Annotated in this window: 18 protein-coding genes and 1 tRNA gene; 12 read left to right on the forward strand and 7 right to left on the reverse strand. The window is 68.0% G+C overall.

Translation table 11 applies throughout. The features are described from left to right. Positions 1–247 precede the first annotated feature (247 nt). Positions 248–2209, reverse strand: a complete 1962-nt coding sequence (locus K7W41_RS12175; RefSeq protein ID WP_224608757.1) for a serine/threonine-protein kinase — start codon at positions 2207–2209, stop codon at positions 248–250. Between the two features lie 123 nt (positions 2210–2332). Here K7W41_RS12175 and K7W41_RS12180 point away from each other — a divergent pair, with 123 nt between their 5' ends. Next, complete coding sequence (locus K7W41_RS12180) at positions 2333–3478, forward strand: hypothetical protein (protein WP_224608760.1); 1146 nt, start codon at positions 2333–2335, stop codon at positions 3476–3478. A 21-nt stretch (positions 3479–3499) separates the two neighbouring features. On the opposite strand, the gene K7W41_RS12185 is transcribed toward K7W41_RS12180, so the two are convergent. The 3 genes from K7W41_RS12185 to K7W41_RS12195 all read right to left on the reverse strand — a co-directional run bounded on the left by K7W41_RS12185 (position 3500) and on the right by K7W41_RS12195 (position 8232). Further along, the gene (locus tag K7W41_RS12185) at positions 3500–4672 is read right to left on the reverse strand and encodes a DUF885 domain-containing protein (RefSeq protein ID WP_224608762.1); all 1173 of its coding nucleotides are present in this window, start codon (positions 4670–4672) and stop codon (positions 3500–3502) included. Between the two features lie 118 nt (positions 4673–4790). Continuing rightward, complete coding sequence (glgX, locus tag K7W41_RS12190; RefSeq protein ID WP_224608764.1) at positions 4791–6938, reverse strand: glycogen debranching protein GlgX; 2148 nt, start codon at positions 6936–6938, stop codon at positions 4791–4793. A gap of 214 nt (positions 6939–7152) precedes the next feature. Further along, a complete protein-coding gene (locus K7W41_RS12195) occupies positions 7153–8232 on the reverse strand; it encodes an aminopeptidase (protein ID WP_224608767.1) in 1080 nt (359 codons plus the stop codon). Between the two features lie 54 nt (positions 8233–8286). Here K7W41_RS12195 and K7W41_RS12200 point away from each other — a divergent pair, with 54 nt between their 5' ends. Next, the gene (locus tag K7W41_RS12200; protein ID WP_224608770.1) at positions 8287–8463 is read left to right on the forward strand and encodes a hypothetical protein; all 177 of its coding nucleotides are present in this window, start codon (positions 8287–8289) and stop codon (positions 8461–8463) included. Between the two features lie 96 nt (positions 8464–8559). Beyond that, positions 8560–10251 carry a long-chain fatty acid--CoA ligase gene (locus K7W41_RS12205; RefSeq protein WP_224608773.1) on the forward strand — a complete coding sequence of 564 codons (1692 nt, stop codon included), beginning with the start codon at positions 8560–8562 and terminating at the stop codon, positions 10249–10251. A 323-nt stretch (positions 10252–10574) separates the two neighbouring features. Here the strand turns inward: K7W41_RS12205 and K7W41_RS12210 are convergent, their stop codons facing one another. Beyond that, positions 10575–11144: a Uma2 family endonuclease gene (locus tag K7W41_RS12210; RefSeq protein ID WP_224608776.1), complete on the reverse strand. Its 570-nt coding sequence runs from the start codon at positions 11142–11144 to the stop codon at positions 10575–10577. 32 nt (positions 11145–11176) lie between these two features. Between K7W41_RS12210 and K7W41_RS12215 the strand changes: the two genes are divergently transcribed. The 3 genes from K7W41_RS12215 to K7W41_RS12225 all read left to right on the forward strand — a co-directional run bounded on the left by K7W41_RS12215 (position 11177) and on the right by K7W41_RS12225 (position 14392). Then, the gene (locus K7W41_RS12215) at positions 11177–12187 is read left to right on the forward strand and encodes an alpha/beta hydrolase (protein ID WP_224608779.1); all 1011 of its coding nucleotides are present in this window, start codon (positions 11177–11179) and stop codon (positions 12185–12187) included. A 123-nt stretch (positions 12188–12310) separates the two neighbouring features. Further along, positions 12311–13321, forward strand: coding sequence for a peptidase C39 family protein (locus K7W41_RS12220; RefSeq protein WP_224608782.1), 1011 nt, complete (start codon positions 12311–12313; stop codon positions 13319–13321). A 249-nt stretch (positions 13322–13570) separates the two neighbouring features. Then, positions 13571–14392, forward strand: a complete 822-nt coding sequence (locus K7W41_RS12225; protein WP_224608786.1) for a hypothetical protein — start codon at positions 13571–13573, stop codon at positions 14390–14392. 98 nt (positions 14393–14490) lie between these two features. Here K7W41_RS12225 and K7W41_RS12230 read toward each other — a convergent pair whose 3' ends face one another. Next, entirely contained in the window at positions 14491–15579 is a 1089-nt protein-coding gene (locus tag K7W41_RS12230; RefSeq protein ID WP_224608789.1) for an alpha/beta hydrolase, read from the reverse strand. 262 nt (positions 15580–15841) lie between these two features. Here K7W41_RS12230 and lon point away from each other — a divergent pair, with 262 nt between their 5' ends. The 6 genes from lon (at position 15842) to K7W41_RS12260 (ending at position 21753) form a co-directional block, all read left to right on the forward strand. Continuing rightward, on the forward strand, positions 15842–18283 hold the full coding sequence (gene lon, locus K7W41_RS12235) for an endopeptidase La (RefSeq protein ID WP_224608792.1): 2442 nt from the start codon (positions 15842–15844) through the stop codon (positions 18281–18283). Between the two features lie 80 nt (positions 18284–18363). Continuing rightward, the gene (locus K7W41_RS12240) at positions 18364–19320 is read left to right on the forward strand and encodes a hypothetical protein (RefSeq protein ID WP_224608794.1); all 957 of its coding nucleotides are present in this window, start codon (positions 18364–18366) and stop codon (positions 19318–19320) included. Positions 19321–19372: 52 nt separating this feature from the next. After that, positions 19373–19900 carry a YqgE/AlgH family protein gene (locus tag K7W41_RS12245; protein WP_224608797.1) on the forward strand — a complete coding sequence of 176 codons (528 nt, stop codon included), beginning with the start codon at positions 19373–19375 and terminating at the stop codon, positions 19898–19900. Positions 19901–19975: 75 nt separating this feature from the next. Continuing rightward, positions 19976–20050: transfer RNA gene (locus K7W41_RS12250), tRNA-Asn, on the forward strand. A 296-nt stretch (positions 20051–20346) separates the two neighbouring features. Continuing rightward, the gene (locus K7W41_RS12255; RefSeq protein ID WP_224608800.1) at positions 20347–21171 is read left to right on the forward strand and encodes a GGDEF domain-containing protein; all 825 of its coding nucleotides are present in this window, start codon (positions 20347–20349) and stop codon (positions 21169–21171) included. A gap of 108 nt (positions 21172–21279) precedes the next feature. Beyond that, positions 21280–21753: a hypothetical protein gene (locus K7W41_RS12260; protein ID WP_224608803.1), complete on the forward strand. Its 474-nt coding sequence runs from the start codon at positions 21280–21282 to the stop codon at positions 21751–21753. Here the strand turns inward: K7W41_RS12260 and K7W41_RS12265 are convergent. After that, on the reverse strand, positions 21750–22550 hold the full coding sequence (locus tag K7W41_RS12265; protein ID WP_224608938.1) for an IS5 family transposase: 801 nt from the start codon (positions 22548–22550) through the stop codon (positions 21750–21752). The genes K7W41_RS12260 and K7W41_RS12265 overlap by 4 nt on opposite strands. Positions 22551–22886: the final 336 nt, after the last annotated feature.

Raw genomic sequence — 22886 nt, forward strand, 5'->3', positions numbered from 1 at the left:
TTCTTCTCTGCGGGCCCCTTCGGTCGGGTCCGTTCTTTCATCACGGATGAACCGGAACCCTGATCGGCGGGCTATCGGCCCAGGCCTGTGCCGCCCCCCCTGGGTGTGGCCCACGCGGGCGACTGGACCCGTGCGGCCCGCTGCCCAGGCCATCGCCCCTCACGTGGAGACTGTTTAGGAGAGCACCAAACAGCCGCCACGCCCGGTCCAACCTCCTGTGTTCACGACTCGCATCGCTCGGTTGATCTCAAGATCCACTTTGAGGGCCTGAGCTGCGGCCCAACACCCGGTAGGCGCGCAGCACGCCGTTCATAAAGGCCACGTACAGCGTGCCGTCGGCGGCCAGGGGCGTGGCCTGTACCCCAGCGGCCTCGCGGTGGGTCCAGCGGGACTGGCCGGTGCGCAGGTCCAGCGCACACAGCTGTCCTTCCTCGGACGCCAGGAACACCAGCCCGGCACTGATCACGGGACTGGCGGTCACGCGGCCACCCAAGCGGTGGGTCCACAGGTCCTCACCGTCGCTCAGGCGCAGGGCGCGCACCTCGCCGCCCCAGCCGGCCAGCACCGCCACGCCCCCCGGGAGCGAACCGCTCAGGGCCGGGGACGCCCAGACCTCATCTTCCAGGTCGTAGGTCCACAGGGTGGGTTCGGGGGCCAGGGCGGCGCGGCCACTGGCGGCACTCAGGGCCAGGGCGTGCACCTCGCCCTCCCAGGTGGCCACGACCAGGGTGGCCTCGGCGCCCTCCAGCGGCAGCAGGGCGGGGGTGCCGTGGACCGTGCCCACTTCGACTTTCCACAGCGCGTGCCCGCTGCGGGCGTCCAGGGCGTGCAACCAGCCGCTTTCGTCGCAGATCAGGGCGGCGCCGGCCCACAGCACCGGGCTGGCGGCCACCGGGCCCCCGGTGCGGTAGGCCCAGCGTAACTCGCCTGTGCGGGCGTCCAGCGCGTACAGGTGGCCGTCGCGGCTGCTGGCCAGCACCTGCCCGCCCCACAGGGTCGGGGCGCCCGTGAATTCCGCGCGGGCCTGGTGCTGCCACAGCTGCGCGCCGCTCAGCAGGTTCACGCGGCGCAGGGTCCCGTCCCAGGCGCCGAACAGCACGTGGCCGCCGTGAAAGGTGGCGGGGGCCGTCACCTCGTCGCGCGCGGCGTAGGTGGCAAAGGGGCGGCCCGAAGCGTGGGTGAGCACCAGTTGCCCGCCGCGCGTGCCCACCGCCACCAGATCGCCCTCCCCCATCACGGCGGCGGGCCACGTCACCTCGCCGGGCAGCGAGACGCTCCAGGCTTCGCGCAGGCCCTCCACCTGCCCCGGGCCGTCGGGGTGCTCGCCGCTGCGGGCGCGCCCGCCCCGGTACTGCCCGCGGGCGTGGGCACTCCACACGTCGCGCCGCGCCAGCGCCCACAGGTGGGCCAGGGCCTCGCCGCTGTCCGGGCGCTCGGCGGCCTTTTTGGCCAGCAGCCGCAGCAGCACGCGCGCCACGGCGTCGGGCACCGCCGGGTTCAGGTCGCGGGGATCGGGGGGGGCCTCGTACACGTGCTGGTAGAGCACGCTCTGGTCGCTGTCACCCACGAAGGGCGGACTGCCGCAGGCCACGCGGTAGAGCACCGCCCCCAGGGCGTACAGGTCGCTGTGCGGGCCCACGCCGACGCCGCGCGCCTGCTCCGGGGCCATGTAGGCGGGCGTGCCCAGGGTCACCCCGCTGCGGGTGAGGTGCCGGGTCTGTTCCGTGAGCGCCACCAGCCCGAAATCCATGATGCGCGGCCACCCCGCCTCGTCCAGCAGGATGTTACCGGGGGTCAGGTCGCGGTGGGTGATGCCCTGCTCGTGAATAAAGTGCAGGGCGCGCGCACTGAAAGCGGCGGCCGTGAGAAAGCGGGCCAGCGGCGCCGGGGCGTCTTCCAGGGGCCCCAGCGCGGTCACCGGCCCGCCGGTCATCAGCGGCATGGTGAAAAAGGGCCGCCCCCCATCCTGCTCGGTGCCCAAGTCCAACACCGGCACCACGCCGGGGTGGGTCAGGCGGGCCAGGGTGCGCACCTCGCGCAGAAAGCGCTCGCGGTCCGAGGGTGGCACGTGGGCGTGCTGCACCTTCACGGCCACCTCGCGCGAGAGCAGGGTGTCGTGCGCGCGGAACACGCGGGCGCTGCCGCCCTCGCCCAGCAGGGTCAGCAGGTTGTAGCGCCCCGCAAGCTGTGAACCGGTGTCCAGCGGCATGTGCAAGAGAGTTTAGCTTGCACAGCCGGGGTTCAGCCTTGCGCGTTCAACACTGGGGCCAGGGTCTGGCCGGGCGCCGCATGTGGGGCAACGCCGCTTCCAGGTGCCCGGTACAGTCTGCCCATGCGCCGCCGCATCACGTTCCTCACCACGCTGACCCTGGGGCTTGGATTGCCGCTGGCTTACGGTCAGCCGCGCCCTCCCCTGCCCATTCCAGCCGCACAGGCGGTCAGCGGGTATGCCCAGTTTCCGTTCGGTCAGTCGCTGGCCGAGGTCCGCCGCCGACTGGAGGCCAGCTTTCCCGGGCGAACCTACGCCTTCGCGCAGGGCTTCGGGCGCACGGCCCTGCGCCTGCGCGACGGGCTGACGTTTCACGGGGAAGATGTGGATGCCACCTTCGTCTTCATCCAGGGGCAACTGGTGGCCGTCAAGCTGGAAGAGCAGGCCACAGCCACACGGCTCAGAGCAGTGCAAACTTTCCTGACCAGCCGCTTTGGCGCTGGAGCCCCCGCCGCCCGGTCGGCACTGCACAGCCTCCTGGACCCGGGGACCGCACAGACCCACGCGCAGGGCAGCGTGGCCCTGGCCGCCGCGGAACCGGGCCCGGATGGTCAGAGGTGGCTGACGGTCACCTTTCAGGAGCCGCAGGTGGCCGCGCGCCTGCGCACCCAGATGGACACGGCTGCCAACCTGGAGCGGCTGGCAGCCCTCTATGAACGCGGTGGCTGGAAAGCCCTGCCGCATGAACCCCTGGCCCGGACCAACGAGTTCCTGATGGCCCTGACCACTGCCTCTGGCTTCGAGCAGGCCGCGCTGCTGGGCGCTGAAGTGACAACCCAGGAACGGGCCTGGGCTGGGGCCTACTTTTACATGCTGATCACCGGGCAGGTGGCCGGCGAAGAGCGGCAGCGGCAGGTGCTGACCCTGACGGGCGAGGAGCTGAACAACCCGCTGTCCCTGTTTCTGCTGGGCCGGATTCGTTACACCGAAGCCCAGTACGCCGATGACCGCAGCGCCACGGCCCAGGCCGAGGCCGAGCAGGGCTACTTGCAGATGATAAACGCCTACACCCTGACCAGCCTGCTGATGGAGGACGTGCCGCAGCTCTCGAGTCTCCTGGCCAATAGCCATGTGGCCATGCTGGCTGGCCTGGCCACGGGCGCCGCCGAGCTGAGCGCGGCTGACCGCGCCAAGGTGGACCGAGCCTGGCAGCAGTTCTACAGGGCTTTCCGGCAGCAGTACCCCTCGGTGCCACTCACTGGGCCATAGGGCGCCGGAAGCGCGCCGCGGTCAGAGGCCGCTGCGCAGCCCGCCCGGCGTCAGGGGGTCGCGCAGCAGTCGCCCGTAGGCCTCGGGGCCCCCGGCGTCCAGCACGGCGCGCACCAGATCGCCCCCCACCGAATACGTGAAGATGTACGCCCGGAAGGTGGGCTGCGAGATGAAGCGCAGGCTCTGGCGGGCGCGGGCCTCGCTGGCCGGGGCGTAGGTCTGCAGGAAGTCCAGTACCTCGGCCTCGCTCTGGCCGTCCGCATGCAGGCGCATGGCCGCCTCGCCGCTCACGCCGCGCAGGCCCTCGCGGGCGCGTGAAGCCGCCAGGAAGGCGCGCACATCGTCCGGGTCCAGTCCGGCCACGGCAGCAAGGTCGCCGGTCAGCCACCCTTCCACCTCCTCGCGGGTCATCACCGCGCGCAGGGCGTTGACCGCAATGCCCTCCGAGACCACGCATTCCGGCGCGTTGATGAGCTGAATATGGTGCTCGTGCCAGCCCTTTTCGCGCGCCAGCACCGCTTCCTTGGTGGCGTGTTCGGTGTGGTGGCCGGGGTAGCCCTCGTGGGCCAGCAGGTCCGGCAACCCGGGCAGCAGCACCGGCAGGTCGGTGTTGATGTCAATGCGGCTGTTCAGGTTGCCCAGCGGCCAGTTGTAGCCGCTCCAGGGCTTGTCCTGCACCAGCCCGATGCTGAAGTCCTCGCCGTCTGGCAGGCCATAGCGGGCCGCCACCCGCGCGCGCAGTTCAGCCAGAATGGGCGCCGAGACGCGCAGGATGTCGTCTTTGGGCACCGCCACGCGGGCGCGCAGGGCTTCGTCACGCTCCAGCAGGGTCCCTGACCCTGGCAGGGCCTCGTCCAGCTGGGCCAGCGCCGCGCGCAGGTCGGCCTCGGCGGCGCGGCGCGGCTCAATGTCGTACAGGCCGCGCACCTCTTCGGTGTACGCCAGGGCCTCGCCGCTCAGCATCCGGGCCAGGGTGTGCATGGCGCGCACCTGGGCCTGCAGCCAGGTGCGCCGGGTCTCGTCGGGCTCGGCCGCCACGCTGGACAGCAGCTCGGCGGCCTCGTCGCGCAGGGCCTCGGGGGCGCGGCGTTCACGCACCGCCCATTCGGCGGGCCCGCCGTAGCCGTCAATAAACCCCTCCGAATGCACGTCCAGGGCGTGGGCCAGCCGAATGTAGCGCTCTGCAATGTCCATGCCCGGCAGGATAGTGCGGCGGGGCGGTGGGGGCCTGTAGGCGACCAGACCGCCGCCCCAGACAGAAGCCGACAATGGGGCCGGGGCACAGGCGCACCCCGGCCCCGAGGGGAGCGGCTTAGCCTTCCTGCGCCTGGGGGCAGCGGTAAAGCTTGACGCTGCGCGAGGCGAGGTTGGTTTCGCTGCCCGCCGCTGCCTGCCCGCCGGCGTGGTCGTCGGTGGTGTCAAGCAGCAGCTCCCAGGTCTGGCAGCCGCCCAGGTCCGGCAGGCGGAAAGGCAGGTCCACATGCGAGGCGTTCAGCAGCAGCAGCAGGTGGTCGTCCACCAGGGGCCGCCCGCGCTCGTCGGTGTCGTCCAGGCCGCCACCGTCCAGGAAAATCCCCATGCTCTGGGTGTGGGGGTTGCTCCAATCCTCGTCGGTCATCTCCTGGCCGTCAAAGCGCAGCCACATGATGTCGCGGATGTCCTCGCCGCGAATATTGCGCCCCGAGAAGAACTTGCGGCGGTGCAGCGCGGGGTGCGCCTTGCGCAGGGCGATCACCTTTTTGGTAAAGGCCAGCAGGTCCTCGTCCAGCGCGTGCCAGTTGTACCAGCTGATCTCATTGTCCTGGCAGTAGGCGTTGTTGTTGCCGCCCTGGGTGCGCCCGAACTCGTCGCCGCCCAGCAGCATGGGCGTGCCCTGGCCCAGCAGCAGCGTGGCCAGGAAGTTGCGCTGCTGCCGCGCGCGCAGGGCGTTGACCGCCGGATCATCCGTTTCGCCTTCCACGCCGCAGTTCCAGGTGATGTTGTGGTTGTGGCCGTCGTTATTGCCCTCGCCGTTGGCCTCGTTGTGCTTCTGCTCGTAGGTCACGGTGTCGCGCAGCGTAAAGCCGTCGTGGGCGGTCACGAAGTTGATGCTGGCGTAGGGCTTGCGGCCATTGAACTGGTAGAGGTCCGAAGAGCCGGTCAGGCGGTAACCGATTTCGCTGGCCAGGCCACCGTCACCCTTCCAGAAGGCGCGCATATCGTCGCGGTAAATCCCGTTCCACTCGGCCCAGTTCACCGGGAAGTTGCCCACCTGATAGCCGCCCTCGCCCACGTCCCAGGGCTCGGCGATCAGCTTCACCTGCGAGATGACCGGGTCCTGGTGAATGATGGTGAAAAAGCCCGACAGCTGGTCCACCTCGTGCAGGCCGCGCGCCAGTGTGGAGGCGAGGTCAAAGCGGAAGCCGTCCACATGCATGTCGGTCACCCAGTAGCGCAGCGAGTCCATGATCAGCTGCAGCGTCTGCGGGTGGCGCACGTTCAGGCTGTTGCCGGTGCCGGTGTAATCGAAATAAAAGCGGGGATCATCGGCCACCAGCCGGTAATAGGTGGGGTTGTCAATGCCCTTGAATGACAGGGTGGGCCCCAGGTGGTTGCCCTCGGCGGTGTGGTTGTACACCACGTCCAGAATGACTTCGATGCCGGCCTCGTGCAGCGCGCGCACCATCGCCTTGAACTCGTCTACTGCGCCGGCCGGGTTGCCCTTTTTGGCCTCGGCGGAGTAGCGCACGTCCGGGGCGAAAAAGGCCAGGGTGGAATAGCCCCAGTAGTTCGTCAGGCCCTTGTCCAGCAGGAAGGGGTCGTCCACATGCTGGTGCACCGGCATGAACTCAATGGCCGTGATGCCCAGCTCTTTCAGGTAGGTCAGGATCGGCTCGGTGGCCACGCCCGCGTAGGTGCCGCGCAGCTCTTCGGGCACGCCGGGGTGGGTCATGGTGAGGCCCTTGACGTGCGCCTCGTAAATCACCGACTGGTGAAAGGGCACGTTCGGCCGCTCGTCGCCCTGCCAGTCGAAGGATTTGGGGTTGGTCACGATGCCCAGGGGCGCGCCGCGCTGCTCGCCTTGCTGCATCACGGAGTCGTCTTCGCCCAGCACGTAGCCGAACACGCCCCGGTCAAACTGTTCAGTGCCGTCCAGCGCCCTGGCGTAGGGGTCCAGCAGCACCACGTTGGGGTTAAAGCGCAGGCCCTTTTCGGGGGCGTATTCGCCGTGGACCCGGTAGCCGTAGCGCTGCCCCGGGCCCACGCCGGGCAGGTAGGCGTGCCACACGAAGGCGGTCTGTTCGCGGACGGGCACGCGGGTTTCCTGGCCCTGCTCGTCGAACAGGCACAGTTCGATGGCGCTGGCGTGTTCGGAATACAGGGCAAAGTTGGTGCCCTTGCCGTCCCAAGTGGCCCCCAGTGGAAAGGGGCGGCCAGGGCGCATGGGCACAGGGGTGGGGGGAGCAGTCAGGGTGGTCATGGAACAAGGACTCCTTGGTTGCAGGCCAGTGGCAAGAAGAAGATGAATGGGCTGCGCCGGGGTGGCGGGCCGCCACGCGCAATGCTGGAAACGCTACCAGATGGGCCGCACCGGACTCCAGCGGGCCGCACAAACCCAAGTGAAGGTCAAGGAAGCTCTCACCCGCCTCATCGCCGCAGGGCAGGGCATGTGAGAGCGGTGAGAAGTTTGGGGCTCAGCCCCCCCACAGGCACGCCGCCCGTTCGGCCTGGGGCCGGGCGCCGCAGGCCCGCGCGGCGGTGATAAAGGCCCCTATGTCTCCATTCACCCGCGCCAGCAGCGCCTCAAAGTCGGGCACCAGGGCGGCGTAGGCGGCCACCGCCCCCAGCGAGGCGTTGTTGATGCCCCGGGCAAAAAACGCGTCGTAGCCTGCGTAGCCGCCCCAGCTGGCCTTCAGGGCGGCGTAGCGGGTCTGCACGCCTTGCAGCACCCCGGCCTTGCGGGTACGGCGCTCGTCGTCGGTCAGGCCGCTCTGGGCGTACAGGGCCTCCAGCTGCGCGCGGGCGTCCAGCAGCAGGGCTTCAAAATCGGTGTGCCGGCTCTGGGCCAACTGGTCGGCCTCGCGCAGGGCGGGGGTGCCGTGGGCGGCCAGCCAGCGCCGCATCCCTTCCTCTTCTACAGCGGTGGCATAGGACTCGTTAAAGACGGTGTCGCCCGCCACGTACACGCTGGGGTGCGAAAGTTCGTGGATGACGGTGCGGATCAGGGTGGCGTCCGGGTACAGCAGCATGGTGGAGAGCAGCGGGTCTTTCAGGTAGCCCAGGGTGGAATAGGCACTCACCCCGCCCACCACCACGTCGCGCCCGGCGGCGCGGCGCGCGGCGGCGTCGGCCTGGGCCTGCGCCTCGTTGAAATAGCCCCGGTAGGCCACGCAGCCGGCCACCGGAAAGCAGCTGGTGTCCAGCGCCACGCTGAATTCGGGCGCTGAAAACACGTTCCAGACCACAGAGGGGCGCCCCACATCCACGTAGGTGCGGAAGCTGCCGTGGTCCGGCAGGCCCAGGCCCCCCTGGTCGGGCGGCGCCACCGCAAAAGCGCGCACCTGGGCGGCCAGATTCAGTTTGCGCCGGGTTTCTGTGCTCAGGGCTGGGTCCTGGCGGGCGTCGTCCAGCGGGCGGGCGCGGCGCAGCAGGTCCAGTTGGCCGCCCGCCGCCTGCGCCAGATACCTCACCTCGGCGCAGCCGCTCAGGCCCAGGGCGCCCAGCAAGACCAGGGCGGGAACGCGCAGCGTACGGATCGTGGCCCGCAGTCTCATGGCCCGCAGTGTACGCCGCTTGATCTGCCCCCCGCCGGCCCGGCACACTGACCCATGCTGACCCGGCTTCAGACGTGGTGGCGCCGCCTGCTGGGGCGCCCGGCCCCGCCCAGCCCCGACTCGCCCAGAGACGGGGACGACCCAGGCGGCGCCGGGGTGCTGGTTCCGGCTGGCCCCCGGCCGCGCCGGGACGGCGCGCAGGCCACCCCCCCGGCCAAATCGCAGCCCTGAAGATTTCCCTATACTCCCGGCATTCCCCCCAGCGGGCCGCGCCCTGGTCACGGCGACCAGGGGCTTTAGGGCGGCCCGCGCCCCCAAGGAGACCCCATGCAAGGCACCATGATGGATGTTCAGCTGACCGTGCCCACCATTCTGGAGCGCATCCGCACCCAGTACGCCAGCCGCGAGGTCGTGAGCCTGCTGGTGGCGGGCCGCGACGAGGCCGGCAATCCCCTGCCCCACACCCACCGCACCACCTACGGGCAGGTGGCCGAGCGCGCCCGGCGGCTGGCCGGCGGCCTGCTGGGCCTGGGCCTGCGCAAGGGCGACCGTGTGGCCACGCTGGCCGTGAACTCTTTCCGGCATCTGGAGGCCTACCTGGGCGTGCCCAGCGCCGGGCTGGTGCTGCACACGGTGAACATCCGCCTGCACCCCGAGCAGATTGCCTGGATCATCAACCACGCCGAAGACCGCGTGCTGCTCATTGAAAATGTTTTTGCCGCGATGATTCCGGCCATCAAGGCGGCCTGCCCCACCCTGGAGCACATCTTTGTGCTGGGGCCCACCCCGCAGCCTATCCCCCTGCCCGGCGTGCAGGACTACGACGCCTTCGTGATGGGCAGCCCCGCCCTGGACCAGTATCCGGACCTGGACGAGCGCGACCCCGCCGCCATGTGCTACACCAGCGGCACCACCGGCAACCCCAAGGGCGTGGTGTACACCCACCGCTCCACGCTGCTGCACTCCATTGTCAGTGCCCCAAAAGACGCCCTGAACGTGGGCGAGCGCGACAGCGTGCTGCCGATTGTGCCCATGTTCCATGTGAACGCCTGGGGCCTGCCCTACACCTGCGCGCTGTACGGCGCCAAGCAGGTGTACGCCGGGGTCTTCAGCGACGGGCGCACGGTGGCCCGGCTGCTGCAGGACGAAGAGGTGACCATCACGGCGGGCGTGCCCACCATCTGGATGGGCCTGCTGGCCGAACTGGACCGCGCGGCGGCGGCGGGCGAGCCCTACCGCCTGAGCGGCCTGGAGCGGCTGGTGGTGGGCGGCAGCGCGGCCCCCGAAGCCATGATCCGCGCCTTTGAGCGCCACAGCCTGACCATGCTGCAGGCCTGGGGCATGACCGAAACGCACCCCCTGGGCACCGCCAGCGGCGTGCCGGTGGGCGTGGAGGCGCAGAGCGACGAGGGCTTTACCCTGCGCGCCAAGCAGGGCCGCGCGGTGCCCCTGATCGAACTGGGCCTGATTGACGACGACGGCCAGCCGCTGCCGCACGACGGCAAGACCATGGGCCGCCTGATCATCCGGGGGCCCTGGGTGGCCAGCAGCTACTTCAAGGGCGAGGGCCAGGACAACTTCTTCTCGCTGGGCGGCCAGGGGTGGTTCGACACGGGCGACATCGCCACGCTGGACGAGCGCGGCTACATGCACATTCAGGACCGCGCCAAGGACCTGATCAAGAGCGGCGGCGAGTGGATCAGCTCCGTGGATCTGGAAAACGCGATCATGGCGCACCCGGCGGTCGCGCAGTGCGCGGTGATTGCCATGGACGACCCCAAGTGGGACGAGCGCCCGCTGGCTGTGGTGGTGCTCCGCGAAGGCCAGAGCGTGTCGCACGAGGAAATCCGCGAGTTCCTGGCGCCCAAGTTTGCCCGCTGGTGGCTGCCCGACGCCACCGTGACGGCCACGAACCTTCCCATTGGCGCCACCGGCAAGTTCCTGAAGCGCGAACTGCGCGAGCAGTACCGGGGCTACGGACAGGCGCAGGGCGTGAACACCCCCGAAGCGCGGGAGTAAGCAGCGCAGATTAAGCGCGTGCCCACCGTCGACGGTGGGCACGCGCTTTTGATGGCTTCCTTCTGCAACACTGCTGCCCATTCCGAGATGTCGTTCCGAGCGTGCTCCCAGGTGATCGGGGGTTCGCATGGCTTGAGCGTCCACGCCAACGAGTAGCGATCAACACGCTGTTGTTCTCCTCCCCCCTGGCGGGGGACTCGCGGAGCTGCGCAGCAGAGGAGGAAGCGGGCATGGCGTTCCAGACGACATTTTCGCCATTGCCGCCTTGCCGGGCCCGAAAACTGTCCGCACCATTGTTGAACACGGCTTGAACGGCAACCGTGTCAGCAGGACGGCAGCACGCCGGCATACATCTCGTCCAGAGAAAGCGTGGTGTTCAGGCAGGGCAGCTCAATCTCGCCCTCTCCGGCCAGTTCGCGCAGCGGCCACTGGTCGCCTGTGCGGCGGTAGGCATAGACCCGGCGCTCGCTCTGTTCCACGATCAGATACATCTGGAGGCTGGGCAGAGCCGTGTACAGGCCAAATTTGCCCACCCGGTCATGGCTGGCTGGACTGGCCGACAGCACCTCGATCAGCAGGCACGGCGCCGTTTTATACCCCGTGGCCCGGTCATCTGGGTCACAGACCACCATCACATCGGGGTAAAAGAAGGTGGATGCCCCTGCCAGGGCCAGCTTCATGTCCGACTGATACAACCGGCAGCCTGCGCGCCGGGCACTGGCGTGCAGCGCGGCGGTCAGGTTGGTGCAGATCAGCACGTGGGCCTCGCTGGCCCCAGCCTGGGCGTGCAGCGGATAGACAAAACCGCCCACGTACTCGCGCCTGAACGGGCTGTGCTCCTCGCTGCGCAGGTACGCTTCAACGCTCATGGCTTTGAAGGCGGAGCCGCTCATGGCCCTATGCTACAGCCCCTAGAATCCCCCTCATGGCGGTTTCGGTACAGGGACAGAACGTGACTTTTACGCCCCCAGCGGGCGCGGCCGGGCTGATCGGCGACATGACGGACTGGCGCAAGCGCGCGCCTCTGCCCGTGATCAGTGGGGAGCCCATTACATTGCGGCTGCCGCGCGGCGCCTGGGTGGAATACGCGTGGGTGGACGCGGCGGGTGAGCCCTTTGCTGACCCCGACAACCCGCACAAGTCCCTGAACCCCTGGTGGCCGTACCCCCGGGCGGCCGTGGTGGGCGCCTACGCCCGCCATCCGCTGTGGCTGGCCCCCGAAGCGCGCCTGAAAGGCACCGCCCACCGCTTGACCTGGGAGGGCGGCGTGTTTCCCGGAACACGGCGGGCCATCGTGTACGCCCCGCACGGCCACCAGCCGGGCACCGCGCTGCCGCTGTACTACGTGCAGGACGGCGTGGCCTTTTACCGCACCGGCAAGCTGGGCGACCTGATGGACCGCGCGGCCGAAGCCGGGCTGATGCCGCCCGCCGCCTTCGTGTTTGTAGAGCCCGGCGACCGCAACGAGGAGTATTACCTCAACCCCCGGTACCTGGACTTCCTGACCACCGAGGTGATGCCCCGGGTGGAGGGTGAACTGGTCACCCCCTCGGTGCGGGGCCTGTGGGGCGCCAGCCTGGGCGGCCTGACCAGCCTGTTTCTGGGCGCAGGGCACCCGGAGCTGTTCTCGCGGGTGGCCAGCCACAGCGGCGCATTCATTGCCCGGCCCGGGGCCACCCGTGACGGCGGAATTGACACGGTGGGCGCCGGGGAATGGCTGCTGGAGCGGCTGCGCCAGACCCCGCCCAGCCACCTCACGGTCAGCCTGGATACGGGCGTGCTGGAGTGGCTGACCGGCCCCAACCGCCGCATGGCAGGCCTGCTGGCCGAGGCCGGCGTGACCCACCAGTACCGCGAATACCCCAGCGGCCACAACTGGGTGACGTGGCGCGAGGCCCTGCCCGAGGCGCTGCTGTTTCTGCAGGGCGCGGGCTGAGGGCCGGGCCTCTCCTCATCCCCTGGCGGCCCGGACGCGGCATCATGCGCGCACCACATGCAAGTATTCCGCGTTCTGTTGCTGGCGGCGGGCCTCGCGTCCAGTGCTTCGGAGGCCCTCACCATGACCTACCCTGCGTCCACCACCCTGATTCACGAGCGCGCTGGCGACTGGACCGGCGGCGAGGGAAGGGGCGTGGCGGCGGGCCCCAGCGGGCTCACGCTGGCGCCGGGGGCCAGCAGCGGCACCTGGACCTCGGCGGTCCTGGCGGCCCCCGCCTTTGATGAACTGGTGCCGTCGTGGAACGCGCGCACCCCGGCCAGGGGCAGCGTCACCGTGGAGGTGCGCGCGCAGCAGGGCGGGCGCTGGACGCGCTACTTCAGCTTTGGCACCTGGAGCAGCGCCGAAGGCCGCACCAGCCTGGACGGCCAGAAGGACGCCAGCGGGCAGGTGCTGACCGACACCCTGCGCCTGAGCGCCAAGGCCAGCGCCTACCAGTACCGCGTGACCCTGCGCGGGGCCGGTACCGGCGTGACCCTGCTGGCCTTCGCCACCTCGGACCGCGCAAGGCAGGCTTCGGGGCTGGGCACCCCCGGCACGCGCGCCCTGTGGGGCAAGGTGCTGGGCGTGCCCGCGCGCTCGCAGATGCTGTACCCGGGCGGCGGCGAGGTCTGGTGCAGCCCCACCAGCGTGAGCATGATCCTGGCCCACTACGGCGTGAACGTGACGGTGCCCGACGCCGCCCAGGCCACCTTTGACCGCGCCTACGACGGCACCGGCAACTGGCCCTTTAACACCGCCTACGCTGCCACCCACGGCCTGCGCGCGTTTGTCACGCGCCTGCCCAGCCTCGCCCAGGCCGAGCGGTTCATTGCTGCCGGGGTGCCGCTGGCGGTCAGCCTGGGCTGGAAGGCGGGCGAACTGCCCGGCGCCCCGCTGCCCACCAGCAGCGGTCACCTGATGGTGCTCGTGGGCTTTGACGCCCAGGGCAACCCGGTTCTGAACGACCCCGCCGCCCCCACCGACGCCGCCGTGCGCCGCACCTACCCCCGCGCGGCCTTCGAGAAGCTGTGGCTGACCCACAGCGGCGGGCTGGCGTACGTGATTGCGCGGCCGGGGACGGCGTTGCCGTAGGGCGCCTGCGGCGCCTGTCAAAGGGTCAAAGGGTCTAGAGCCGTTGGTATCAAGATGATGTTGGGCCTTGACCCGCTCCCCTTGTGGGACTCGAAGAGCTGCGCCGCAGAGCGGGCCTCACGCAGCGAGGGATGAGGGGGCTCCTTGGTCAACCATTCTGGGAACCAGGGGGGCTCCTCTTCGGGACCTCATGACGCTTTCCCCAGTCCCCCTTCGACCCTTTGACCCCTGCCCCTTAGACTCCTCCTCATGGACTTCCCCACCCCCTGCCCGGCGTGCGGCTTTGAAAACCGCGTGGCCTTTACGGAAAGCGGGGTGCATGACGTGACCTGCGCCCAGTGCCGCGCGCGGTCCTGCGTGTTTCTGCGCAAGCAGCGCTTTGAGGTGCTGTTCGACCTGGGCACCCGCGCCCTGATGGACGGCTACGCCCGCGAGGCGGTGGCCAGTTTCGCGGCGGCCCTGGAACGCTTTTTCGAGTTCTACGTGCGGGCCTTTGCGCTGCAGCAGGCGGCCGGGACCGAGCAGGACTTCGGCGCGGCGCAAGCGGCCCTGGACGGCACCTGGCGCCACGTGGCCAGCCAGTCCGAGCGCCAGCTGGGCATGTTCGCCCTGGCGTACCTGCTGCGCGAGGGCCGTGAGCCGGAATTCCTGACCCCGGCGGGCCTGGGCACCGACTTCCGCAACCGGGTGATTCACCGGGGCGCGCTGCCCACCCGCGCCGAGGTGAACGCTTACGCGGCCGGGGTCTTTGCCCTCATTGACCGCCTGCTGACCGAGCTGGGCGAGGCCGCCGCCCATGTGGAACTGGCGCAGGAGGGGGTGTTCGCCGCGCACCTTGCCCGGCTGCCAGACGGGGTGACGGCGGTGTTCGAGGAACACCCGGGGATGTTCCGGGCCCGGCGCTTCGCCGGGTCTGGCCCTGCCCTCAGCCCGGTGCCCAAGGCGGACCTGCCGGCGGTCAAGGGCGTGCGCGGCGTGAACGACGCCCGCGCCTTTCAGCAGGCCCTGTTCCAGCAGGCCCTGGCCGAACGCGGCGCCCTGCTGCAGGCGTTCAAGGGGTCGGGGCGCTAAGGACGCCGCACCTCACGTTGCGACTGTTCAGGAAGGCGCCGCAAAGTCTCCACTCCTGGCGCAACGTCTTTTTTCGATCCTCGCTCCGCTCGGTTGATCTACAGATCAACTTCGAGCGACTTAAGGCCCGTCAGCCACCAGCGCAGGAAGTGGGGCAGGCGCGCGCGCCACGCGGCCTCATCGTGCCAGTGGCCCTCACCGATAGTCAGGTGCACCTCGCGCACCTTCGGGCTCAGTTCCGCAGCCAGTTCATGGGTCAGGGCCACCGTGCGGGCGGCGTCATCCAGGGTGGCGCCCTCGTGGTCGCCCATGTCCAACCACACCCGGGCCTGGGGGTCGCGGCGCGGCGCCCACCAGCGCCGCAGCGCGAAGTCGGCGGGCCACACCGCCGGGCTGAACACCCCCCAGGTGCCGTAGGTGCCAGGGTCGCGCAGACCGCAGTAGGCGGTGATCAGCCCCCCGAACGACGAGCCCACCAGCGCCACGTGCGACGCCGGCACGGGCCCGAACCGCTCCCGAAGGTCGGGCAGCAGGGCGTCCCTCAACCAGTCGGCGTATTCGTCAGCGCCGCTGGCAAAGGCGTTTAGCTCGAAGGGAAAGGGCACGTAGCGGCGGCTGCGGTCCTCGTTCACCGGCAGCGCGGCCACGCGGCAGGGCCAGCCCGCCTCGGCCAGTGTCTGCGCTGCACCGGCCGCGTCCCAGCTTTCGCCCGCGAAGGTGGGGCCCTCGTCGAACACGTTCTGGCCGTCATGCAGGATCAGGAGCGGCAGCGGGCCGTCGTGGCCGGTCGGCCACCACAGGCGCACGCGCTGAGGCCCCCACGGCGCGGCCAGCGTCACCTCCTGGCGCGGAGGGGCCGAGCGCACAGGCCGCCCCTGCCCGGCCCGCGCGTCCTGCCAGCCCGCCACGGTCAGCTCCACCAGCCCCGGCCCACGCACCACCACCGGGTGGGCCGGCGCGCGTCCGCCCCAGGCGTCGCCCTCCTCGGTCACGGTGCCGTCCGGGTGATGTAAGCGCACTTTCACGCCGGTCAGGGTCCCGTCCGGGAGGTTCGCGCGCACTTCGCCCTGCACAAACGCAAACGGACCGGGTTCGGCAGCCCAGCCCCGGAAATCGCCGGTCAGAAACAGCGTACCGGCCGGGAGCGAACCGGGCGGCAGGTGCAGACGAAAGCGCACTTCGGGCATGCGGGCAGTGTGGCATAGCCCCGTCGGCCCCCCGCCGGCCCCGGCTTGGGTGAAGGCGACGTCAGCTTCCCGTGAGGGTTATGTCAGGTGCCGGGCGCTAGGCTTTTGACGTGGAGGACGAGGTTTCGCCCGGCCCTTTCCCGGCGTGCCCAGGGTTGTCTCCACCCCGGAAACTTGATATATTCGCACTCAAGTTTCCTGTTTCAGTCTTTTCAGGAACCCACCCTCAAGACGACCCACCCGGGCGAAAGGAGTTCCGACCATGCCCACCCTTCCCCAGACTGTTCCCGTCTGCCCGGTTCGCGGCAGCGTGATTTACCCCACCATGGTGCAGCACATCGACGCGAGTCGGGCGCTGTCCATTAATGCCATTGAGGCCGCCATGCAGGGCGAGAAGGTCATTCTCATCGTGTCGCAGCGCGACAAGGATGTGGACGACCCCAAAGGCAGCGACCTGTACGACGTGGGCACTGCCTGCAACGTCCTGCGCGTGCGCAAGAACCCCGACGGCACCGTGCAGATGCTGGTCAGTGCCGTGGCCCGGGTCAAGGCCAGCAACTACCGGCGCGGCGATTACCTGAGCGCCGATATTGCCCCGCTGCAGGCCGAGGCCGACAGCCCCGTGGAACTGCAGGCCTTGAGCCGCGAACTGCGCGAGCGCTTCGACACGATTGCCTCGAACGGCAAGATCAGCGCGGAGAACGTGCAGACCATCCACGCCAAGGATGACATTGGCGAGATGGCCGACCACATCGCCTTTAACCTGGATTTCAAGCTGGAAGACAAGCAGGCCCTGTTGGAGCAGGCCAGCCTGACCGCCCGCATCCGCAAGCTGCTGACGCTGCTGGATACCGAGCAGGAAGTGCAGGCCGTGCAGGCCAAGATTCGCGCGCAGGTGAAAGAAGAGATCGACAAGAACCAGCGCGAGTACTACCTGCGCGAGCAGATGAAGGTGATCCAGAAGGAGTTGCAGGGCGGCGACGACGGCGAAGAAGGCGACGAGGCCGAGGCCTTCCGCGCCAAGCTGGACCAGCTCGACCTGAAGCCCGAGGTGCGCAAGGACCTGGACCGCGAGGTCAACCGCCTCGCCCGCATGCACCCCGACGCGGCTGAAGCCAGCGTGATCCGCACCTACCTGACCTGGGTGACCGAGCTGCCCTGGAACACCCGCAGCGAAGACCAGCTGGACGTGACCCAGGCCTCCCAGATTCTGGACGACGACCACTACGGCCTGGAAAAGGTCAAGGACCGCGTGCTGGAATTCCTGGCGGTGCGCAGATTGCGCAAGGAACGCGCCGAGCGCGGCGAACTGAGCGCCGAGGACGTGAACAAGGGGCCGATTCTGGTCTTCACCGGCCCTCCTGGGGTGGGCAAGACCAGCATTGCGCAGAGCATCGCCAAGGCGTTGGGCCGCAAGTACGTGCGCATTGCCCTGGGCGGCGCGCGGGACGAGTCGGACATCCGTGGTCACCGCCGCACCTACATTGGCGCCATGCCCGGCCGCCTGATTCAGGGCATCCGCAGCGCGGGCACCAAGAACCCGGTGATCTTGCTGGACGAGGTGGACAAGCTGGGCAGCTCCTACCAGGGTGACCCTTCAGCGGCCCTGCTGGAAGTGCTGGACCCGGCACAGAACCAGCACTTCACCGACCACTACCTGGGCGTGCCCTTTGACCTCAGCGAGGCCATGTTCATCGCCACGGCCAATTACCCCGAGCAGATCCCAGCGGCGCTGATGGACCGCATGGAGGTCATTGACTTCTCCAGCTACATCGAGCAGGAGAAGCTGGAGATCGCCAAGCGCTACCTGCTGCCGCGCCAGCTGGCCGCCAACGGCCTGAAGCCCAACCAGATCGCCTTTACGGACGCGGCGCTGGAAAAGCTGATCAGCCACTACACCCGCGAGGCCGGTGTGCGCAACCTGGAACGCGAGATTGGCACCGTGGCCCGCAAGGTCGCCCGCCGCATCGCCACCGGTGAAGTCAAGCGCGTGAAGGTCACGGAAAAGGATCTGGACCGCTACCTGGGCCAGGCCCGCCACATCCCCGAAACCGAAGGCAAGGAAGACATGGTGGGCGTCAGCACCGGCATGTTCTACACCCCGGTGGGCGGCGACATCCTGTTCGTGGAAACCAGCACCAGCCCCGGCAAGGGCCTGGTCCTGACCGGCCAGCTGGGCGACGTGATGAAAGAAAGCGCCCGCGCCGCCCTGACCTACATCAAGGCGAACGCCGAACGCTTCCACATTGACAAGGCCCGCATTGACGACTCCGAGATTCACGTGCACGTGCCGGCCGGCGCCATTCCCAAGGAAGGCCCCAGTGCGGGCGGCGCGATGGTCACCAGCCTGATCAGCGCCCTGACCGGCATCCCCGCCCGCCACGACGTCGCCATGACCGGCGAGATGACCCTGACCGGCCGCTACCTGCCCATCGGCGGCCTGAAGGAGAAAGTGCTGGGGGCGCGCCGCGCCGGCATCAAGCACATCATCCTGCCCAAGGCCAACGAGGGCGACCTGCGCGACATCCCGCTGCACCTGCGCAGCTCCATGCGCTTCCACCCCTGCGAAACCGTGGATCAGGTGCTGGATGTGGCCCTGGTGGGTGGCCTGAAGGCCCTGGAAACCCCCCGCGACGGTCAGGCCCTGCCGGCCCCCGAAACGGCCCCCAAGCGCAAAGGCCGCCGCAGCGACGCCCGCGCGTAAACCGACGTGACCTCTCCCCCGCCCGTGGTGGCGGGGGTTTTTCGTGTCGGAGAGCAGCTGGCCTCTCTATGCTGGGTGGCGTGATGAAACGCGCGTTGGTTGTAGGACTGCTGGGCCTCTGGTCGGGGGCGCAGGCGGCGTATTGCTTTGATGCGCCGACTGAGGCCGACGACTTCTTCCGCTTTGTCAAAGGGGCCCCCAAGCAGATGGAACAGGTCATCGAGCAAAAGGGCGTCGAGGAAAAGCTGATTTTGCAGGTGAGCTTTCAACAGCAGCGCTTGGCGGAAATTCTTCAGCTCAGCCGCTCACCAGAGCGGACGCGCCTGGATCAACTCATCGTCTTCAAGCAAGTGGGCGACAAGAGTGAAGGCCAGCTGGCCCTTCCAGACGACGAATCGTTTGCGTTGCCCCTCAATGAACGAATCAGGCTGACACGGCTCAAGGCGCAGCGCGGCGAAGGCATTCCTCTGAAATTTTCGTCCACTTTCGACGCCCAGGGGCGGCTGATCCGGTACTCTGGCATGCTTATCCGCGAGGGGATGTTGGTGCCTAAGCCGCTCAATGTCAGCTGCGTTTATGGCCGGGGTGTCGTCATCGAGACCGTGAATATTGAGGATGAATACCGCGCTGTGCTGACCGCAAAATTTGATCCACAAGGCAAGCTCCTTTTTGTAGACGCGGCAACCCAGTTGTACAACGGCCCCCTGAACATGGCGACTTTTCGCCCGGCGTTCAATCCCGAGGTCTACATATCGCGCACGATCTTCGACTACGGCGCAGACGGAGCCCTCGCCGGGGCTAAGTTTCACATCCCAGTGGGGCGCGACGGTTCAGGGCAACTGGTGGAACGGGGTCAGCCTGAGATTGAAGCGCGGTTCACCGTGGACCAGGCTGGCAACATCCTCCGCGAAGACCTCCTCAGGGATGGGGAGCGCACCAGTGTGGAGTTCACCTATGACCTCCGAGGGAATTGGGTCAAACGTGTGTTCCGCGCCCCTGAAAGAACGGTCACCATCAGCCGCACCTTCACCTACTAATCCGGCCCGTATCCCCATGCCAGGCCTGCCCTCCCCGGTATCCTGTAGGCCCATGAGCAGCCTCATCACCTTTCTTGTGGCCAGCCCCCACCTGCGCGGTGGGGTGTTCGAGGGCACCGTTATCCTGCTGCTGGAACACGATCAGAAAGGGGCCATGGGCCTGATCGTGAACGCCCCCATGCCCCACACTGTGTCCGACCTGCTGCCCGACGCCCCTGGGCAACAGGCGCCCGCATGGCTGGGCGGCCCAGTGGACCCCACGCTGGGCTGGTGCCTGTACCCGCAGGCGGTGGGCCTGGAGGGCGAAATCCGGCTGCTGCCGAACCTGAATGTGTCCAGCAGCCTGGAGGTGTTGCACGCTGTGATCGAGCAGGGGCAGCGCTACATGCTGGTGCTGGGCTACGCAGGCTGGTCGGCCGGGCAGCTGGCGGACGAGGCGCGCGAAGGCAGCTGGGTGTGGGTGGAGCAGGACTCGCCAGACCTGCTGTGGGAGGTGCCCGCCCGCGAGCGCTGGCAGGCGGCCCTGGACCGCCTGGGCGTGGTGCCGGACAGGATCATGCCCGGGGGCGCGCAGGCGTAAGCGGGCGCGCAGCGGGGCTTGCACGCCTGCAGGGTGCGTGCTACTATCCCTCTCGCGCCGGAAACGGCCCAGTATTCGGCAGTAGCTCAGTGGCAGAGCATCCGACTGTTAATCGGACGGTCGTTGGTTCGACCCCAACCTGCCGAGCCAGATCAGACCCCCTCGCAGAGGGGGTTTTTTGTTGTGGCGCTGCCAGCCTTTGGCTTGTTCGCAGGCCAGCTGTATGGAGATGCCCCTCACGAGGCCTGCCCCGGTGGCAGCCCCCACCCTGACTGGCCGGCCGTCCCCCAACCAAGACCCCAGACCTGTTTTGCCCCTTCTCTTAAAGCGCCTTTAGAGAAAACGCGGGCGGTCCTGTAGGGGCAGCCCAGACCTTGCGGGTCACTTCATTGTGGAAAGGTTCAACATCTGCGCAGCGGCCAACTGTGCTATGCCTGAACAGGCGTATGGCGGTTTCCATCTCTTCTCAGGCGCAGCGGCAAGACGGGCTTGACCACCTGATTGTTGGGGTGGCCAGGGCCCAGAGTGCCGAGGCCCTGGCCCAGCAGCTGCTGTCTGGGGTGCCGGGCCTCCGGGGCGTGGCCTTGTGGGGCGAGGGCGGCACCCTGGCCCTGGCCTGGGCCGGGGAGAAGCCAGCCGAGCCCCACTCCCCCTTGAGACCCCTGGGGGACGATGAGGAATACTGGCTGGCCACGGCGCCCCCCACCGAGCTGCCGCCCGAGTTGCGGGCCGTGACCGAGTTGCGGCTGCGGCATCTGGACGCCCAGCGCAGCATTGAGCGCCTGAGCCGCCGCCTGTCGTCCATGGCCACCGCCGCCACCACCGACGCCCTGACCGGCCTGCCCAACCGTTGGGCCCTGGACACCGAACTCAGTCACCTGGACGCCACGGCTGAGGAGTTCGCGGTGGTATTTATTGACCTGGACGGCTTCAAGGCCATCAACGACGAACATGGTCACGCCATGGGCGACTCGCTGCTCAAGGGCTACGGCCTGTGGCTTTCGCGCGTCACGGGGCCCTGGGGCCGGGTCTACCGGATGGGCGGCGACGAGTACCTGCTGCTGGTGACGCACTTTCCTGGCACCGCAGAGGCCTTTGAGGCCTGGGCGCACGAGCGGCTTCCGCAGCTGTTCGTGGATGGGGTCACGGCCAGTATTGGCATCGCGTGGCGCCACGAGCGCCCCAGCGTCGGCGAGGTCCTGAAGCTGGCCGACCAGCGGATGTACCAGGCCAAGACGGCCCAGGCCCGCGCGCCCAAGGAAGCCCCATAAAGCGGGGGGTCTGGGCACAGCACCCCGGGGCTGTCCTGCACCTAGGGTGTGTAGGCCAAGGTACCCGCTACAGAAGGGTTAGATTTCCAAAGCGGTACGCTAGTCAAGGTGTCGAGTGACATAGCGCCAGTTCTGAACATCGAAAGCCTTCGCCTTCACCTCGTTGCCGTCCGCGATCAGGGCCGCGCAAAGATGGCAGAAGATGCCATAACACCTTCTTGGGAAGCTGGCGATGTCATCGCACAATTCCTGACCCAAAGGCTGGCAACAGAGGGGGTGAGTTGGGCTCAGGTGTGGCGGGAAGCCATGTTCAGTCCTGGAGGAGATGATGTCCGCGCCCTCTGGATTCGTTTGGCATGGCAAACGGGCGAGATCCTCGAACTGTGTCTGCCAGATCACCCACAGATGGAAATTCTGTTGGGACCGCCTGAAGATGCAAAGGCCCCCAGCGGTCTCGATCTCGGTATTGACTTGGATGATCCAGAAAATGAGATGTGGTTCCCCTTGAGGTCATGGGGTGCAGAACTTCTCCCCGACCCGTTTCAAGAAGATCAGAACTGGCGGGTGGCCACGTCTCGTTAGAGCCAGAGCAGGATGGATGCCACAGTGAGCCATCCCTGGTAACTCGCAGCCCGCTTGTCATAGCGCGTGGCGATTCGTCGAAAGTGTTTGAGGCGACCAACCAAACGCTCAATCTTGTTGCGCTCCTTGTACACGGCAGGATCGAAGCAGAGATCCAGCCCTTGATCCTTCCGCCTCGGAATGGTGATTCGAATGCCGCGGCTGTGGAGATACTTTCGAGTCGTCGTGTAGCTGTAGCCTTTGTCACCCACCACGCGATCAGGACGGATTCGCGGGCGTCCTCGTCCTGCACGAACAACCGCGCCTGTTTCCAGGAGGGGTGCCAAGAATCTCGACTCATGCCGCTCGCCACCACTGAGGACAAAGGCCATCGGCTTGCCGTGCCCTTCAGCACGCAAATGAATCTTAGTACTGAAGCCACCACGGGACCGGCCCAGCGCTTCTTCCTTCTGGCCTCCACGTGCACCCGCAGCGCATTGGTGAGCTCGTACCACGGTGCCGTCGACGAAGTGCATGGACCAGTCCAGCTGCCCTTTCAGGTCAGCTTTGTGCTGTAACTGCGCCCAGATGGCCTGCCAGATGCCTTTGGCCGTCCAGCGACGGAAGCGGCTGGACACGGTCGTCCATTTCCCAAATCGCTCTGGGACGTCACGCCAGGGTGCGCCTGTGCGGAGCACCCAGACGATGCCGCTGACAATAGGGCGATGCGCCAGATAGGGCCGTCCCTGACCTGTCAGAGGCGGCAAGAGGGGCTCCAGGCGTGTCCACTGTGCATCCGTGATTTCTTCGCGCCACAGCAGCAAAAGATAAACGACCGAATCATACGACTACTCTTGGCCTACAGATCCTAGAGCGGCAACACTGCCGGCCTGTGGGAGTTGGACAAACGGATCAGGGCGAGCTGTTCTGTTTCGCCGCACACCAAAAGCCGTAGCATTCCGTTTTTCTAGGATTCAAGGGAATGGTGGTTGAGGGCTGTCGGGCCCCTGCGCCAGCGCGAGAGAGCCAAGCCCCGCTCAGAGCAGCCCTCTCGTTCCTCCCCACGGCTGCACATTGTCAAGGGCAACCGCACGACGCAGGCTGCTTATACGGATTCCGGATCATCCGTTCCAGCCCCTCCGCGTCGCTTCGGT

Source organism: Deinococcus multiflagellatus (assembly GCF_020166415.1).
Classification (GTDB): Bacteria; Deinococcota; Deinococci; order Deinococcales; family Deinococcaceae; genus Deinococcus; species Deinococcus multiflagellatus.

Bases quoted from the DNA above. Each gene is read 5' to 3' on its own strand.
- K7W41_RS12205 (WP_224608773.1), top strand. From the start codon at position 8,560: ATGCAAGGCACCATGATGGATGTTCAGCTGACCGTGCCCACCATTCTG.
- K7W41_RS12210 (WP_224608776.1), bottom strand. From the start codon at position 11,144: ATGAGCGGCTCCGCCTTCAAAGCCATGAGCGTTGAAGCGTACCTGCGC.
- lon (WP_224608792.1), top strand. From the start codon at position 15,842: ATGCCCACCCTTCCCCAGACTGTTCCCGTCTGCCCGGTTCGCGGCAGC.
- K7W41_RS12245 (WP_224608797.1), top strand. From the start codon at position 19,373: ATGAGCAGCCTCATCACCTTTCTTGTGGCCAGCCCCCACCTGCGCGGT.
- K7W41_RS12215 (WP_224608779.1), top strand. From the start codon at position 11,177: ATGGCGGTTTCGGTACAGGGACAGAACGTGACTTTTACGCCCCCAGCG.
- K7W41_RS12220 (WP_224608782.1), top strand. From the start codon at position 12,311: ATGACCTACCCTGCGTCCACCACCCTGATTCACGAGCGCGCTGGCGAC.
- K7W41_RS12185 (WP_224608762.1), bottom strand. From the start codon at position 4,672: ATGGACATTGCAGAGCGCTACATTCGGCTGGCCCACGCCCTGGACGTG.
- K7W41_RS12255 (WP_224608800.1), top strand. From the start codon at position 20,347: ATGGCGGTTTCCATCTCTTCTCAGGCGCAGCGGCAAGACGGGCTTGAC.
- glgX (WP_224608764.1), bottom strand. From the start codon at position 6,938: ATGACCACCCTGACTGCTCCCCCCACCCCTGTGCCCATGCGCCCTGGC.
- K7W41_RS12180 (WP_224608760.1), top strand. From the start codon at position 2,333: ATGCGCCGCCGCATCACGTTCCTCACCACGCTGACCCTGGGGCTTGGA.
- K7W41_RS12200 (WP_224608770.1), top strand. From the start codon at position 8,287: ATGCTGACCCGGCTTCAGACGTGGTGGCGCCGCCTGCTGGGGCGCCCG.
- K7W41_RS12225 (WP_224608786.1), top strand. From the start codon at position 13,571: ATGGACTTCCCCACCCCCTGCCCGGCGTGCGGCTTTGAAAACCGCGTG.
- K7W41_RS12230 (WP_224608789.1), bottom strand. From the start codon at position 15,579: ATGCCCGAAGTGCGCTTTCGTCTGCACCTGCCGCCCGGTTCGCTCCCG.
- K7W41_RS12195 (WP_224608767.1), bottom strand. From the start codon at position 8,232: ATGAGACTGCGGGCCACGATCCGTACGCTGCGCGTTCCCGCCCTGGTC.
- K7W41_RS12175 (WP_224608757.1), bottom strand. From the start codon at position 2,209: ATGCCGCTGGACACCGGTTCACAGCTTGCGGGGCGCTACAACCTGCTG.